The organism is Streptomyces sp. JHA26 (assembly GCF_002005565.1).
Classification (GTDB): domain Bacteria; phylum Actinomycetota; class Actinomycetes; order Streptomycetales; family Streptomycetaceae; genus Streptomyces.
Map to the genome: position 1 here is coordinate 31,009 of NZ_BDJC01000041.1, position 14,756 is coordinate 45,764.

General features: G+C 72.8%; 13 protein-coding genes. 1 reads left to right on the forward strand and 12 read right to left on the reverse strand.

Features of this window, described 5'->3' with window-relative positions:
* Positions 1–37: 37 nt before the first annotated feature.
* The 6 genes from JHAT_RS23345 to JHAT_RS23370 all read right to left on the reverse strand — a co-directional run bounded on the left by JHAT_RS23345 (position 38) and on the right by JHAT_RS23370 (position 7,704).
* Positions 38–1,921 (reverse strand): ATP-binding protein, encoded by a 1,884-nt coding sequence (locus JHAT_RS23345; protein WP_077800219.1) that lies wholly within the window; start codon positions 1,919–1,921, stop codon positions 38–40.
* Positions 1,918–3,171, reverse strand: a complete 1,254-nt coding sequence (locus JHAT_RS23350) for a DUF4255 domain-containing protein (protein ID WP_077800220.1) — start codon at positions 3,169–3,171, stop codon at positions 1,918–1,920. Before JHAT_RS23350 ends, JHAT_RS23345 begins: the two co-directional genes overlap by 4 nt.
* Positions 3,168–3,506, reverse strand: coding sequence for a hypothetical protein (locus JHAT_RS23355; protein ID WP_077800221.1), 339 nt, complete (start codon positions 3,504–3,506; stop codon positions 3,168–3,170). Before JHAT_RS23355 ends, JHAT_RS23350 begins: the two co-directional genes overlap by 4 nt.
* Positions 3,507–4,878: 1,372 nt before the next feature.
* Positions 4,879–5,646: a hypothetical protein gene (locus JHAT_RS23360; RefSeq protein WP_077800222.1), complete on the reverse strand. Its 768-nt coding sequence runs from the start codon at positions 5,644–5,646 to the stop codon at positions 4,879–4,881.
* Complete coding sequence (locus JHAT_RS23365) at positions 5,643–6,164, reverse strand: phage tail protein (protein WP_077800223.1); 522 nt, start codon at positions 6,162–6,164, stop codon at positions 5,643–5,645. The genes JHAT_RS23360 and JHAT_RS23365 overlap by 4 nt, the downstream gene beginning before the upstream one ends.
* 16 nt (positions 6,165–6,180) lie before the next feature.
* On the reverse strand, positions 6,181–7,704 hold the full coding sequence (locus JHAT_RS23370) for a phage tail sheath subtilisin-like domain-containing protein (RefSeq protein WP_077800224.1): 1,524 nt from the start codon (positions 7,702–7,704) through the stop codon (positions 6,181–6,183).
* 167 nt (positions 7,705–7,871) lie between these two features.
* On the opposite strand from JHAT_RS23370, the gene JHAT_RS23375 reads away from it, so the two are divergent.
* Positions 7,872–8,267 carry a hypothetical protein gene (locus JHAT_RS23375; protein WP_077800225.1) on the forward strand — a complete coding sequence of 132 codons (396 nt, stop codon included), beginning with the start codon at positions 7,872–7,874 and terminating at the stop codon, positions 8,265–8,267.
* Here JHAT_RS23375 and JHAT_RS23380 read toward each other — a convergent pair.
* From JHAT_RS23380 to JHAT_RS23395, 6 genes are all read right to left on the reverse strand, one after another.
* Complete coding sequence (locus JHAT_RS23380; RefSeq protein WP_077800226.1) at positions 8,245–8,484, reverse strand: hypothetical protein; 240 nt, start codon at positions 8,482–8,484, stop codon at positions 8,245–8,247. The genes JHAT_RS23375 and JHAT_RS23380 overlap by 23 nt on opposite strands.
* A gap of 2 nt (positions 8,485–8,486) precedes the next feature.
* Positions 8,487–10,538, reverse strand: a complete 2,052-nt coding sequence (locus JHAT_RS23385; protein ID WP_143660490.1) for a hypothetical protein — start codon at positions 10,536–10,538, stop codon at positions 8,487–8,489.
* Between the two features lie 470 nt (positions 10,539–11,008).
* Complete coding sequence (locus JHAT_RS34735; RefSeq protein ID WP_171991017.1) at positions 11,009–11,173, reverse strand: hypothetical protein; 165 nt, start codon at positions 11,171–11,173, stop codon at positions 11,009–11,011.
* 74 nt (positions 11,174–11,247) lie between these two features.
* Entirely contained in the window at positions 11,248–12,444 is a 1,197-nt protein-coding gene (locus JHAT_RS23390) for a M4 family metallopeptidase (RefSeq protein WP_171991021.1), read from the reverse strand.
* A gap of 810 nt (positions 12,445–13,254) precedes the next feature.
* Positions 13,255–13,389, reverse strand: a complete 135-nt coding sequence (locus tag JHAT_RS35775) for a hypothetical protein (protein WP_290439812.1) — start codon at positions 13,387–13,389, stop codon at positions 13,255–13,257.
* 129 nt (positions 13,390–13,518) lie between these two features.
* The gene (locus JHAT_RS23395; RefSeq protein WP_077800229.1) at positions 13,519–14,640 is read right to left on the reverse strand and encodes a hypothetical protein; all 1,122 of its coding nucleotides are present in this window, start codon (positions 14,638–14,640) and stop codon (positions 13,519–13,521) included.
* Between the last annotated feature and the right edge of the window lie 116 nt (positions 14,641–14,756).

Sequence of the window (14,756 nt, forward strand, 5' to 3'; positions counted from 1 at the left end):
CCGCAGTGACCGGGAGGAGGCGGCCGGATGGGCACGCTCACCGCGCGAGCGAGGACCTGCCGGACTTGGCGAGCTCCCACCGTAGCGCCGTCCGGACGTGTTCCCCGGTGACCGGGGTCCGCTCGGCCGCGGCGAGGTACGCGGCCGACAGGGCCACCGCGGCGATGCCGCCACCGGCCAGGTCCTCGGCGGCCAGGGCGGCCGCGTCGACGCCGTCGACCGGGGTGCGGGCGGGGAACGCCCCGCGCCACAGGGCCTCGCGCGCCGCGACGTCCGGGTAGGGGAAGACGACGACGGTGTGCAGTCGCCGGGTGAACGCCGGGTCCAGGGCCGACCGCGCGTTGGTGGTGAGGATCGCCAGACCGCGGAACGACTCCAACCGCTGGAGCAGGTAGCCGGTCTGGAGGTTGGCGTAGCGGTCGTGGCTGTCGCGTACCTCGGTGCGCCTGCCGAAAAGCGCGTCGGCCTCGTCGAAGAGCAGGACCGCGGCGCTGTCCTCGGCCGCCGCGAAGACCTCGCGCAGGTGCCGCTCCGTCTCACCGACCCACTTGCTCACCACCTGGCTGAGGTCGACCCGCACCAGGTCGAGGCCCAGATCGGCCGCCAGCACCTCGGCCGCCAGCGTCTTGCCGGTGCCGCTGGGGCCGGCGAACAGCGCGGTGCGGCCGAGGCCCTGTGCGGGGCGGCCCGCGAACCCCCAGTCGCCCAGGACGGTGGCACGGTGCCGCACCGAGGAGACCAGGGCCCGCAACTGGGCCCGCTGGCCCGCCGGCAGCACCAGGTCCTCCCAGCGGGCCCGCGGACGCACCACGTGGGCCAGCCCCGTGACGGACGGCCTGGCCCGCTCCCGGCAGGCCTGCCACAGGGGGGTTCCCGACGCGGCGTCCTGCGCGGCCGCCTCGGCGGCGTCGACGGTCAGGTCGAACACGCCCGCCGCCCGATCCGCCTCTGCGGTGGGCGCGCCGGCCCGGCGGAGGGCGGACCGCAGCAGCTCACGGCGCTCGCCCAGCTCCAGCCGGTGGATCCCCACACGGGTCAGGGCCTGGCCGCCGAGCGGGGCCTGGTCCCCCGACAACAGGGCGAGGGGAGCGCCGAGGTCCTCCGCCGGCCGGGCGACGCGGCCGCGCTCCACCGGGTCCGCGTGCTCCAGATCGATCGCCCAGGCGCAGCCGCCCAGGACGGTCTCGCGTTTCATCGACTCGAGCGTCCGGCACAGCTCACCGGCCTCGGAGGGCAGGTCGGTGACCTGAGCCACCAGCAGCGTCCAGTTCCCTCGGACGGCCGCCGCGGCGGCCACCGCGCACAGATTCGCCGCCTGCGGACCGTACAGGTGGACGGTCCGCAGACCGGCCCAGGACTCGGCCACCGAGCCCGCTGCCCGCCGCAACGACCCGGGCAGGTACGAAGGGGCGGGCACCGGGCGCGCCACCGCCGCCAGTTCGGGGTCCAGGTATCCGGCACCCGCCAGGTGGTGCAGGACCCGCTCGTCGACCGCCAGCGGACTGAACGTCGGTGTGGAGGGGTCGAGCAGGCGCACCAGGTTCCAGCGGCGCAGTGGCGCCGAGGGAGTCAGCGCGCTCCAGTGCGCTTCCGGAAGGACGGAGAGCGCGGTGCCGAAGGAAGGCCGAGCGGAGCCGCAGGCCGCCATCAGCTCCTCGCCCACCGTCGCGACGAGGTCGGGACCGGCCGCCAGCAGCAGGAGCGACCGTTCGAAGGCGGAGAGACCGAAGCCCCGCGCCACCCGGTCCAGGGCGCTCTCCCCGGGCAGCAGGCGGCGGGCCGAGGCGAGGGCCTCCTCCGCCCTGCGGCGGTCGGCGTCCGTGGTGTCGGGGCGCAGCAGCAGCCTGAGGACGTTCAGTTCGGCGACGAGATGGTCGCGGTTGGCGTTCTCCCACGCGTCGGCGGGCGGGGGGCCGCTCATGAGGGCGGGAGCGGGACGGCGGGAGAGGCGGGGGGCTGGTCCATCGGCTCCGGAAGGCTGTCGACCCCGTCCACCTGCACCCGGACCAGCCGAGCGCCGGAGGGCACCTCGCCGGGAGGCACCCGCAGCGAGGACTGCGGCGGGGCGCCCGGGGCCCTGGGAGGCAGGACGACGGTCACCGTGCCGGGGCCTGTCCCGCCGGCACCGGGGGGTCTGGAGAACAGGAGGGTCGCCTGCTGGCCGGCGAACAACGGAGGCGTCAGGTCGATCAGGACGCCGGTGTCACCGGACACCACCCGCCTCACCGCCGGCCGCACGGTGGCGGGCAGCGCGTTGGACGCGCCGGCCACCCGCGGACCGTCGCCCGGTGGCTGCGCGGTGAGGTGGAGCACCTGGACGGGATGCAGCCCCGCGGGCACGTCGTCGCCGGTCACGACGCTCAGCAGCGACGACGTGCCGCCGGGCAGCGGGTCGAGCTCCACGGGACCGATCCGCACCCGGGTGACCGGGCCGAGCAGCCGCTCGCCCCGGAGCACGAGCGGACCCCCGGGCACGGCCGGCGAGTTCGCCCCGGCCTCGCCGACGGACGTCAGCAGGGGCGCGGGCGCCGGGTGAACGGTGACGGCCCGCTCCCGGACCGGCAACGCCCGGCGGGTGGCGACCGGCTCCTCCACCAGGACAACGGTGGCGGCATAGGCCACCGAGAGCTGGTAGGGCGTCTGCGGAAAGACGGACCAGAGCTTCGACAACTCGTCGGACGACAGGGTGGTGGGGGTGACCCTGACGGGTTCCCGCTGAGCGACGAGGTCGGACTCCCTGAGGAACGCGGTGTCGTCCACGTCGGCGTAGGCGTCCACGGCCGCGGCCACCAGCCGCGGCCCGAGCACCGGGTTCGCGGCGAGAGCGGTGACGGCGCGGCCGAGCAGCCGCTGCGCCTCCAGGGCCGAGTCCTTCCCGTGGCAGGTGATGAGGTAATGGAGGTCCAGTGCCTGCAGCGGACGGCTGAGGAACGCCGCCTCGTGGTCGCGCCCCGGCAGATCGGCCGAACGCAGGGCGGCGTTGGGCGTCACCCGGTAGAGGAAGACGTTGACGCCGGCCGAGTGGACCAGGTCCGCGGACCCGAGACGGTCGGGCCGCAACGTCGTCACCTGGGCGTCCGCCACCGCACCCGGGTGCTGCTCACGCAGCGCCCGGGCGAGCACGTAGCGCAGCGCCGACGTAGCCGTGGCGATCGCCAGGTGGTTGCTCAACGGTTCTCCTTGTCCCTCCGGGCCAGATAGGCGTCCAGGTCGACGCGCGACGCGGGACGGACCGGCGCGGGCGCGGCCGGGGCCGGCGGCGGCGCGGGCGGGAGGACTTCGATCCGGGCGATGTGCAGATGGACGGCCGGGGTACCGGAGGCGTCGGCGTCGCTGTACGCGGAGGGCGTCCGGCGGGCCGCCGTGGCGCGGACGGCGGCCGCGCCCGTACGTGGAGCAGGCGCGGGCTCCCCGGCCTCGGCCGCGCTGACCTCGACCGGGGCCGAGGGGGGCAGCACCCCTCGCTCGGTGAGCACCGGCACCACATGGTCACGGACCAGCTTCACGGTGTCGGGCGTCCGGGGCCCGGGGTGCCGCTTCCGGAGGCCCGAGGGGGCCGGCTCCGGCCGCTGCGGGATCCCGGCACCGACAACAGGAGCCGGGCTGCCGGGGAAGGCGGGAGGGCCCGCGCCGGGGCGGGGCGGCTGCGGTGACGGCGTGTCGGCGCCGGCCCGCCCCTGGTGCTGCGGGCGGTGTCCCCGGGACGGATCCGTCCGGGTGTCCGCGGACGGCGCGGCGTCTGTCCTCCCGGCTTCCGCCCGGTGGGGCACCCGGCCGGGCGACGGGTGGCCGGCCGCCACGGGCTTCGGGGACCGCTCGTGGCCGGGCAAGGACGCGGGACGGCCGGGGGAGCCGGCCGGGCCGGTGTCCTCGCCGCTCGGCGGAACGGCGGGGGACACCGGTTCCGGCCGTGGCGCCTGCGGCGCGGGAGAGGGCCCGTCCGGTCGCCGGCCGGAGCGGCTTCGGGGGAGGGCCTGTCGGGCGGTGGTGCCACGGCCGCGGGCGCCGTCGTCCCGGGGGACCGGCCGGTCCGCGCGACGGGCTGCTCCCGATCGCGGTCGTCCGCTGCGGCGAGCGGCACGGCGGGCGGCCGCACGGCGTCGCGCGGGACGCCGTGCGGGCCGGGGGCGTCAGGTGACGCCGGCGGCGTCGTACCGGGCGCCTGGCCGAGGTCCGGCTCGCGCACGCCGTGGACGCCCGTTCCCACCGTCCCGGAGCGGCTGGCGACGAGGGCACCGAGCGCGGCCGTCGACGACGGCGACGGCCAACCGGCGCGGGAGGGAGGGGTGTCCGCATGCGGTGACCGGACGTGCTCCGGCTCCTCGCCCCTGACCCCCGTGCGACGGGAGGGGCTCCCGGATCCACCCGGGGGCGAGGCGGCGAACATGGCCTTCGAGACCTCGTCGCCCGGGGACGGAGCGGCAACCGCGGCCTCCGGTGCCCGGTCGCCCGGCGGCGCGGTCCCCTCGTCTCCGCCGGGCGCCGTGGCGCCCTCCGCCGGGGGGACGGCGGGGGCCGGTGGAACCGGTCCAGGGCGAAAGGCCGCCGCTCGATCGACGGAAGGGACGTCCGCCGGCCCCGACGGCGGTTGCGGTACCGCGTCCGCCGCTCCCGCCGGAACGGTCGTCTCGCCGTCGGACCCCGGGGCCGCCGCAACGGCCGCGGGGGCCACCCCCTCGGCACGCTTGCCGACGGCCGCGTCGCGCACGTCGTCCACCGCCGGCGCGGAAGGGGCCCAGGGTGACGCGTCCTCGGCCATGTCCTCGAGCGTCAGCCACGTGCCGGCCCGGGCCCGGGGCTCGTAACGGGAGCCGCGTCGCAGGACCAGCCGCGGTTCCGTCCCGAGTGCGCGCCGGGCCATCCGCTCGAAGAACCCCGTCACGTCTCCACCCGTTCGAGATAGGCGGCCCTGCGGGCCGCCGGCATCGCCAGGAGGTCCGCCTCGCTCCACCCGAAGGCCCGAGCGAGGACGGCGACCTCCTCCATCAGTGCGGGAGCGGCGATGTCGACGCGTTCCCAGAGCACGGCCGCGGTGTCCAGCGCGGCGCGCACGTGCTCACCGCAGGCCGGACACCGCACGCACAGGGTCGTCATCGTGGCGGCGGTGATCGTCTCCGCCGCCTCGTCCAGGAGCGCCGCCTCCTCCTGGGTGAGCTGCGCGGGGTCGACGGGGCTTCCGTCACCGCGGCGCACACAGCGCGACAGCAGCACGGCGTACGCACGGTCGGGCGTCGCCGCCGCCGCGAGCAGGTCCCTCGTGGTCGGCGCGCGCACGGTGAACTCCCCGACGGCCACCTCCCGGCAACCGGCCGCCGCGGCCGCCACGAGTTCCTCCGCGGCGGGCAGCGAGACCTGCGCGGAGAGCAGTTCCCCGCACGACGAACAGGTGATCACCCCCGCCACCTCGCGGCCGAACGCCCTCAGGTGGGCGAGCGTCGCGAGGGCCGCGCACTCTCCCACCCCCAGGTCGAGTGCGGAGTCGAGATCCGGACACAGGCCGGCGAGCCGGACCAGGACCGCTCCGCGCCCCGCGACGGGCGCCACCGACGCCTGGTCCCAGGCATCGAGCAGCAGCGCCGGCTCGGCGAGATCGCGTACGCGGTGCCGTTGCTCCGCCCCCCGCCCGGGCGGACGGACGCGGCTCACGGCTCGACGAACGAGGGCTCCACCGGCTCCGTCACCGTGGTGTCGCGTTCCCATCCCTCGTTCTCCAGCTTGATCGACTGAATCGCCACGGCGTTGGCGTTGGCGTCGAGATCGGGCAGGGCGTGGAACTCCGACACCCAGCACCGGTACACCTTGTACGCCAGGGCCAGCTGTCCCGCCTCGTTGTAGACCTCGATGATCACGTCCTTCCGGAAATCCTTGAGGGACGTCTCGGCACCGAGCCCGGCCCCCCAGTTCCACACCTTCCCGGCCCACTGCTCGAACTCCGGGTCGTGCGTGACTCCGCGTTCGAGCGTGATGGCGTCGTACTCGGTGCGCCCCGGCGACTTCCGGCTGCTGCTCGGATCACCGCCGTGGCGGTGCCTGACGACCTCCGTGGTCCGCTTCAGGGCACTCACCTTGCTCACCCCGGCCACGTACCGGCCGTCCCACCGGACCCGGAACTTGAAATTCTTGTAGGGGTCGAAGCGTGTCGCGTTGACGGTGAAGTCGGCCATGTCGCACCTTCCGGGATCATCCTGCCGCTTCGGCGGTCTTCTGCTGGATTCCGATGACGACGAACTCGGCCGGCTTGAGGGGAGCGAAGCCGACACTGATGTTCACGATGCCCCGGTCGATGTCGTACTGCGTGGTCGTCTCGGCGTCGCAGGCCACGAAGTAGGCGTCGCGCGGGGTTTTTCCCTGGAAGGCGCCCTGCCGGAAGAGATCCTGCATGAAGGCCCCCAGCGAGGTGCGGATCTGGCTCCACAGCCGCTCGTCGTTGGGTTCGAACACCACCCACTGGGTGCCGCGTCTCAGGCTCTCCTCCAGGAAGAGGGCGAGGCGGCGCACCGGCACGTACTTGTACTCGTCGGCCAGGACGTCGGCGCCGCGCAGGGTGCGGGCCCCCCACACCACCGACCCGGCCTGGGGGAACGAGCGCAGGCAATTGATCCCCAGCGGGTTGAGCTCGTCGCTGTCGCCGTCCGTCATCGGGTGGGACAGTCCGGCCGCGCCGAGGACCCCGGCGTCCATGCCCGCCGGGGCCTTCCACACACCCCTGGTCGCGTCGGTACGCGCCATCACCCCGGCGATCGCTCCACTGGGCACGAACTCGCCGATCGCGCCGTCGCGCAGCGGGTCGGCCGCGCGGACACGGGGGAGGTAGAAGACGCCGTTGCGGGTCGCCAGGCCCGACAGGGCCAGCTTCTCCAGCCAGGCCGGGGCGTCGCGTGGCACGACCGCGGGCGGCGGGTCCACCAGCAGGACCGCTCTGCGCCGGTGGCAGAAGTCCAGGGCGTCCGGCCACACCTGCGCGGGCAGTTCACCACCCGGGTCGGACGGCGGAAGGCACAGCAGGTTGAAGTCCCCCGTCGCCAGGGCACCGAGCCCCTCCGCGCCGGTGTAGTCGGCCGCGGTGAGCGCCCCGCCGTCGGTGGCCGCCGTGCCCGCCTGGGGAACCCGGTGGACGCCCTTGGACGGGCGGGCCGGCGGATCGGGAAGGCGGTCGACCCGTACCAGCTGTGACGCCTGGAGCACGATGTCCACGCGTCGAGGGCCGTCGGCCACGGTCAGGTTCAGGAACTCCTCCCGGGGCGAGCCGTCGTCGCCTTCCCCGATGCGCAGGTGGAAGACCTCGTCACCTTCCGTCCCGCTGCCGGCCCGCGCCAGCTCGCGGGTGTGGCCCTCTCCCGGATGGACGACCTCGACCCACAGGTGATTGCCCCACGAGCCCGGGCCCGACGCCTTGAGCTGGAGGCCGCCGGCGTCCAGCCGGGCGAGGCCGGCGCCGCCGGCGGCACGGACCACCAGCGCGGTGCTGCCGCCGTTGAGGTAGAAGTCGCGCACCGCGTAGGACAGCCCGCTCTCACGCCACAACCCTCCGAACACCTGGGTGAACTCGGCCATGGAGCGGACCGTCACCGGCTCGCCCACCGGGCCGCGGGCGGTCCGGCCCACGAAGGCGGTGACGGAGGTGGAGACCCCGGTGACGGCCCTGCTGCCGCTCGGCCGTTCCGTGACGTAGACGCCCGGACCAGCGAGGCGAGGTTGTGGCATGGTGGCTCCCTCCACGACGGTCTGTCGCACGGGACCCTGCCTCGCGCCCGTCACCGGGGCGTGACGACGACGTCACGCACGGCCCGGACGCGAGGGTGACGCGAGGGTGACACCACCGTGCGAACCTCGACCCAGGTGTGCCGAGCGGAGCGAGTTGGAGGCTGGCCGTGGTGAATCTGTCCGTGACCTCGTCCGTCATGATCGAGGAGGGCCCCGCCTTCTCCCTGGCGTCGGAGCTCGAGGCCGAGTCGTACGCCGTGGCCACGGTGACCCTGGACCAGGGAGCCTCGCGCGACGTCTCCCTGCTGCCTCAGGACGGAACGCCCGTCCTGCTCGCGGTGCGGGCGATCACGGTGTCCGGCGGGCACGCCACGGTACGCGTCCGCCCCAACCCGTCGGAGACGGGCGACGGCGAGCAGAACTGGATCAGGGTCGCGGGGACGCTGCTGATCAGTGGGGCCGACGTGCTGAAGGGGCTCGGCACGCCGCGGGCGTTGGGCATCGAGAACACCGGCGCCGAACCGGCGACGGTCGACATCCTCAGCTGCCTCGATCTGTCCTGACGGCCCCGGCGTCCCGCGGCGCGCCGCCGGGGCCGCCCTCCGCCTGCGGCTCCCCGTCCGGGCCGGTCAGCTCCTCGAGCACCTGGACCGCTCCGCTGATGCGCAGCAGGGTCTCCCGGAGCTCGGCCTCGTGCCGCACCAACCGGCCGAGCTGCTCCTCACCGGCTCGGTACTCCTGCCGGAGCTCGGCCAGACGCGCCTGAGGATCCTGTGGCATGGCTAGTGTCCCCTCATGTCGGGAGTGGTGGCGGGCAGGGAGGTGGAGGCGGGGAGCGCGGCGAACTCTCCCGGCCTCTGTTCCTCTCCCGGCTTGTCCGCTTCGGCCACGAGGCGGTTCTTCCTCGCCCACGCGTCGTGCCGCTTGCCGCTCACCTGCCAGCAGACCTTGGTGGCGGGCGCGTCGGTGCGAAGGGTGAAGCTGCCTTCCTCGAGCTCCCGGACCACGGTCGCCACCACGGGCCGGTCGGCGATCGGGGTGAGCTGGTAACGGAAGTCGCCGCTGAACGCCTCGGTGTACGCCGGCAGGTACACCGTGGCCTCACCCCGCTCGTCGGTGACGACGGTGCCGTCGTACTGGGTCGTCATCTCCGGCGCCTGCACCGCCGTGTGCGAAAGGGTCTTGTTCACGGGGTCCAGGGGGTGGTCGACCGTCACCCGGTGGTCGCGGCTGACCAGGGCCTGGTTCGAGTAGACGGCCTGCGCCGCCCAGAGGGAATAGGAGCTGCCCTCGGCCTTGCGGACGATGATCGGTCCGCCGTTCACGTCGAGTGCTATGCGCCCGGGAGTCTGCTGAGTGAGGTTCAGGGCCGTGAAGCCGGTGCCCGGGTGGTTCTTCATGTCCACCGCTCCCAGCAGGGACAAGGCGGTGTTGTTCGTATGGCCCTCGACGACCAGCCCACCCACCACCGTCCCCGCCCTGTAACCGGGGGAGGAGACCGCGTTGACGTACTCCGTGTCCACGCGCCACGCGCTGAGAGACCCGGTCGCCAGGGAACTGGTGCCGACTTTGCCGTTGGTGGTGTCCATGGAAAGGCCCCAATCGGCGCCCGAACCCCAGAACCCGACATGGGTGTTGTCCTGCATGCCGACGAATCCGACGTCGCCGGAGTTCTGCCGGAACCAGATGCCGGCCGAGAGGTCGCTCCCCTGGCGCACTCGCATGCGGCGCGGGACGTCGAGGGCGTCTCCCTCGTTGCCGGTGCCGAACACGACATGGTCGGCTCCCGACCACAGCCGGGCGTGGCCGCCCTGCGCGTACCAGATCCAGCGCTGGCCGGCGCCCGGGCTCTCGACGAACGCGCCGGAGGACGCGGTGCGGTCGGCGAAGGAGAAGCCGCCCGCCGACCCGCCGCTGTGCACCTCCGTGCCCTCGACGTGGAGACTCCGCTCGGGGCGGACGGAACCGATCGCCACGTTGCCGGCCTGGTCGACCAGGAGCCGGTCACGGGAGGCGGCGTCCTTGTCGGCGAGGTGCCAGCCGCCGTCGGCGCCCGCGTACATCCCGTAGGTCCTGCTCCCGGAGGCCGTGTTCCGCAACTGGAGTCCGGTGTCGAAGCCGGACGCGGCGGAGCTGACGCGCACCCCTCCCGCGCAGTCGACCGGCCCCGAGTCGACCTCCACACCCGCGGGGACCCGAAGCTTCTTGTCGGCCCCGTCCACGGACAGAGCCAGTTGCCGGGAGCCGTCGGCCGACACCACGTCCAGTTCGACACCACCGCCGGGACGGGCCGAGAGCCCGGCGGCGGTCACCTGGCCGACGCTCGGCGTGGCTCCGTCGTCCTGCAGCGGACGGCGCAGTTCCAGGCTCTCGGCGGTGACTCCGGCGGCGCGCCGGGCCCCCACCACGACGCTTTTCACCACGCCGCCGGTCCCCAGCGTCAGCTGTGCCAGCACCACCTGCCGACCCGTGCTCTCGGCCGCTGGCACGAGACGGAGCCATGGGGCCTGCAGCAGTCCTGTCTGCTGCGTTCCCATCACCTCGAAGCGGCCTTCGATCTCCCGCCAGCTCACCGTCAGCCGGTAGTCGCCCGGCTCGTGGCCGGTCGTCGGTAGAGCGACCCCCTCCGTTTCCACCGGAAGCGTGTGCGGCTCCTCGGCCGTGCCGCCCGGGGCGTCGGTCACCACCACGCCGCCCTCGGCCACGACGACGACGTGGCCCTCGGAATCGAGCGCTGTTCCCGGAGAGACCCTGATTTCGGCGGTGTCCCTCGCCGCGCTCACCCGCAGGCCGTCGCCCACCCCTGCGACGTGCAGCGCGGAATGCGCCGCCATCCCCGCAGGTATCAGATATTTCTCGACATCGGCGCAATTCTGCGCCTCCGTCGAGTAATTGTTTTCCTGTGTGTAGTGGCTGCGAGCCAAAGCCATGAGGATTCACCGCTTCTCGCCGTTCATCTCCACCCTCGCCGATCTGTCAGAAACAGCGACCGGAGCGCAAGTTGTACACCAGGCTACGCCGGTCCCGGCATGATCGCCTCTGCATCGACGTCCTCCGGTGACATGCCGGGTGAATCGCCGCTTCAAGTAAAAATGTTTTTACCCGGGAGTTCTTCGGGTTCGCCTTTCCGTGTTCTGTCCGCCGGGCGGAAGGCGGAAAGCACCGGAACCAACGACTTCGTGCGCGGCAGGCGGTGAGGCGTCGAGGACGGCGGCGGGGACCGGTGTTCACGTCTGCCGTGCCGACGTCGGGTCTGCGGTCCGCGGGTGTGAGAGCAGGCCGGCGAGGACCTGGACGGCGTGGCTCATGTGTTCGCGGCGGCCGAAGCCGCCGGGACGGCCGCTGCCACCAGCCGGGACAACTCGGCCGTGGCACCTTCGGGCAGCGCGTCGGTGTCCACCACGTCCGGCGGGAGGCCGGCGCGGACCGGCGCGGCCGGCCCGCCGTGCGTCGCCGAAGCAACCCTCATGGCACCTCGCGACTGTCCGCCGCCCCCGTTGTTCCCGCGAAGGCGCCCGGCGCCGTCCGTCGGGCACCCCGACGTCAACCGCCTGCCGCCACACGCCCCTTGAGCGCGGCCACCTCCCGGCTCAGCTCCTGCACCTGGGCCGTCAGCGACCTGACTGCCGCGGTCGCGTCCCCGTTCTGGCCGACTGTGCGATTGCGTGCCTTTGCGAGCCCGACCGAGACCCCGGTGACCGAAATGCCGACCTCCTGCCACGCCCTCAGCACGGCCATCTGCTCGGCGCCGCCGGTCTCGTACAGCTCTCCGGCCTTCCGGTACGTGGTGTCCGCGAACTCCTGGAACCGCGTCTCGCTGTTGGACGCCTTGAGAGCCTCGTACCAGATGAGTCCGGGCGTCTCCCACGAGTACCCGCCGATGGTCGCCGCCGTCAGGTAGAACGCCTTGTTCGGGATGCCGGAGTTGTAGTGCACCGCACCCCAGTCTCCCTCGTAGGTGTCCGGCATGTTGACGTACTTGGACATGTGGTCCGGCTGGGGGTCCTTGCCGAACTTCTCGGTGTTCCACGCGTACCCGGGAGCCTTCATCGACCGCAGCGCGTCGGCCTCGATCCGGGGCGTGAACACCTCACGGCCGATCAGCCAGTCCGCCTGCTCGGCCGTCTGCCCCAGTGTCCACTGTTCGACCATCGCCCCGAACACGTCCGACATGGACTCGTTCAGGGCTCCGGACTGGTTGTGGTACTCAAGCCCCGCGGTGTGCTCGGTCACCCCGTGCCCCAGTTCATGGGCGATCACGGAGATCGAGCCCGTGAGGTCGGAGAAGAGGCGACCGTCCCCGTCACCGAACACCATCTGGCGCCCGTTCCAGAAGGCGTTGGCGAACTCGTAGCCGTAGTGGACGTATCCGTCCAGGCGCATCCCGTGACCGTCGATCGAGTTCCGGGCGAACACCCGCTGGAAGAAGTCCCGCGTCTTGCCGAGCATGTCGAACGCCCGGTCGACGGAGACGTCGGCCGACTCCGGCCCGTCCTCGGACCGCGCCAGGACCGCGAAGGGCAGAGACGTGGTGTTCCGGCAGTCGTAGATCGTCCTACGGGCGTTGCCGGGAGTGGCGACACCGGGGAAGGCTGCTCGGACCGCTCGCTCGCCCCGCAGGTGGGCAGTGGTGAGCAGGGTGTTCAGCGCGGCCTGGCGGACCTCGCCGTCGTCACTTTTCAGCAATCTCTCGAGCAGGTACGGAGGGATTATGCAATGGTGTCGAGATTCGACGGTCATAGCGGTACTCCGTGATCCAGGGGGAGTCTGTTCCTCGCTGCGAGGGCGTCCAGACTCCGTGCGCGAGCCCCCGCGCCGGACAGGCGCATGCGCCCGGAAGACGGCCGCGTACGGTCCGTCGGGCCGGTGACCGTTCCATCCGTCGCAGCGTCACGATGTGAGGTATCTCACATGGCCATCATTGCACGTTCCGGGATCGACGCAACATCGCGTTTCCCCGGTGCGGAACGGCCTCGAATTTGCGTTTTCACATAACGCTCCAACGGTCAATTCGCGTCCCCGCTCGTTTCCAGACCGGCCGTCAGCTCCGCACCGTCGGTGGGGGAGGAGGCGGCACAGCTCTCACCTGCCCATGTTCATGCGACCTCCCGGCTTCCAGGTCCTGCTCGAGGCCGCCTCCACCAGCGATGCGGGCGACGCCGCAACAGGTGTACGCCGACGACCGGCGGACGACCGGGACAGCCGTCTGCGCGCTGAAACCCGAACGCTTCGTCTTGACCGAGCTCGTCGTAAGGGCGACGAGCAATTCCTCGCGCACCTCGTCACCATGCCCTCCGGACTTCGATCGCGTCGTTGCGATGCGGCAGGCCCCGGTGCCTCGCGCGCCGAGGCGCCGCGGAAAGGGCCGGCCCTCGCGATCGCCGCGGGGCCCGGCGGTCCGGACGACGGACTGCGAGAGGGCGGCCAGGACGCGGCCGGCTTCGTCGGCGACGGGTCGGCCGGAACAGACCTGCGGCTCGTCACGGGGCCGGGAGTTCCACCTCGAGGAAGGGAAGCCGACAGCAGGGGGACGCGCACCGAGAGCCGACGTCACGACTCGTCCTCGATGCGGCGGAACTCCGGTCCGTGGATGTGTCCGCTCCCGTCGGGCAGCGGTGTGCGCATCAGGGCGCGGGCGGGTCCCTCCGGAGCGAACATCCGGCGCGACGCGGTGCCGGCCTTCACGTCAGACGGTACGGGAACGCGGGGTGCCCCTCTCCGAGCACTCCGAGAACAAGACCCGCCGCGTACCCACCGCCTTGGTGACGGCCGCCGGCCGGCTCGCCTGACCGGACCCCTCCCACGCGACGTCCGTCAGGCCGCCGGCACCTGGGGGTCCCGGACCGGTTTGCCGACTGTGTTGTTCGGCCCGCCCACCGAGTTCAGGACGCTCTGCGCCTGGTGGTCGACGAACCTGGTGAACAACTGCTGGGCATAGCCGAAGATGATGGCCCAGGCGATGATCTGCGCCGACGAGTTGAGTGCCTGCAGACCCGGGACGAACTCCCCGCGGATGAGGAGCAACCCCAGCACCGCGGTCAGCGCGCCCGTCGGCAGCTTGAGCAGGGCCAGGGCGACCGGCACGTTGTACGGAGTGGACGTGCCCTTGATCCGCCTCAGGGACGCGGCGGCCGCCACGGCGGCGGCGATGGTGCCGACGAATTCCACGACCGCGTAGTCCCAGGGTGAAGCGACCTGGGACTGCAGGGCGTCGACGTTGCCCTTTCGGCTCTCCTCGGAGGTGTCGCTCCCGGTGGGGCAGACCACCCCCACGCCCTCCGGGCTGAAACACAGCGGCACCGTGCCCGGGGCGAGCGCACCGAAGACGCCCACGAGGGCGGCGATCACGGTCAGAGTGATCGCGACCCCGTAGACGACATAGGTGAAGCTGCGCACCCGCAGCCTCTCCCTCAGATACGCCTGACGGGCGACGGCCACGCTGTCGAGCACGACCTCGCGCTGCGCCGTCTGCAGGGGCGCCCCGCTGCGGACCGACAGGGCGATCTCTTCGACCTGTACCCTCCGTGCGTCGTTGATGGGGAGGTGTTCCCGGACGAAGGCCACCAGGCCCGGCATCATCGAGGTGATCTCGTCCGTCGACGACACTCGTAGCAGCAGGTTGTGGGCCACATCGAAGTGGGTCTGGGCGACGGCCAGATGAGCCGCGGGCAGCCGTCGGCGATGGTTGTGGCCGAGCGTGTCCCGTGCCGCCCTCAGCTCTTCGTGGGCCTGGTCGGCCAGAGCCTGATCCTCCCGGCCGATCTGCCCCCGTTCGCTCTTGGCCCGAAACTGCGCCTCGAGCTCGCCGATGCGCGAGTTCAGGTTCTCGCGCAGTTCCCACAACCCCTTCTCGGGCGTGCTCGCCCACCGGGCGCCGCGGAACCTCGTCGGTCCCGCGCCCGTCGCCGGTCCTGCACCGTCGTCGCCGTTCTTCATTCGAGGTCCCACCGGTCCGGGGCGTTCAGCAGACGACGTCGGGGCCCTCGGCCCGGAGCGTCGGCTGCGACGAACCGTGCCGGGGCGTCGGGCGTCGGAGAAGGGCGCCTTCGGCC

Bases quoted from the DNA above. Each gene is read 5' to 3' on its own strand.
- JHAT_RS23365 (WP_077800223.1), bottom strand. From the start codon at position 6,164: ATGGCCGACTTCACCGTCAACGCGACACGCTTCGACCCCTACAAGAAT.
- JHAT_RS23345 (WP_077800219.1), bottom strand. From the start codon at position 1,921: ATGAGCGGCCCCCCGCCCGCCGACGCGTGGGAGAACGCCAACCGCGAC.
- JHAT_RS23370 (WP_077800224.1), bottom strand. From the start codon at position 7,704: ATGCCACAACCTCGCCTCGCTGGTCCGGGCGTCTACGTCACGGAACGG.
- JHAT_RS23395 (WP_077800229.1), bottom strand. From the start codon at position 14,640: ATGAAGAACGGCGACGACGGTGCAGGACCGGCGACGGGCGCGGGACCG.
- JHAT_RS23390 (WP_171991021.1), bottom strand. From the start codon at position 12,444: ATGACCGTCGAATCTCGACACCATTGCATAATCCCTCCGTACCTGCTC.
- JHAT_RS34735 (WP_171991017.1), bottom strand. From the start codon at position 11,173: ATGAGGGTTGCTTCGGCGACGCACGGCGGGCCGGCCGCGCCGGTCCGC.
- JHAT_RS23380 (WP_077800226.1), bottom strand. From the start codon at position 8,484: ATGCCACAGGATCCTCAGGCGCGTCTGGCCGAGCTCCGGCAGGAGTAC.
- JHAT_RS23385 (WP_143660490.1), bottom strand. From the start codon at position 10,538: ATGGCGGCGCATTCCGCGCTGCACGTCGCAGGGGTGGGCGACGGCCTG.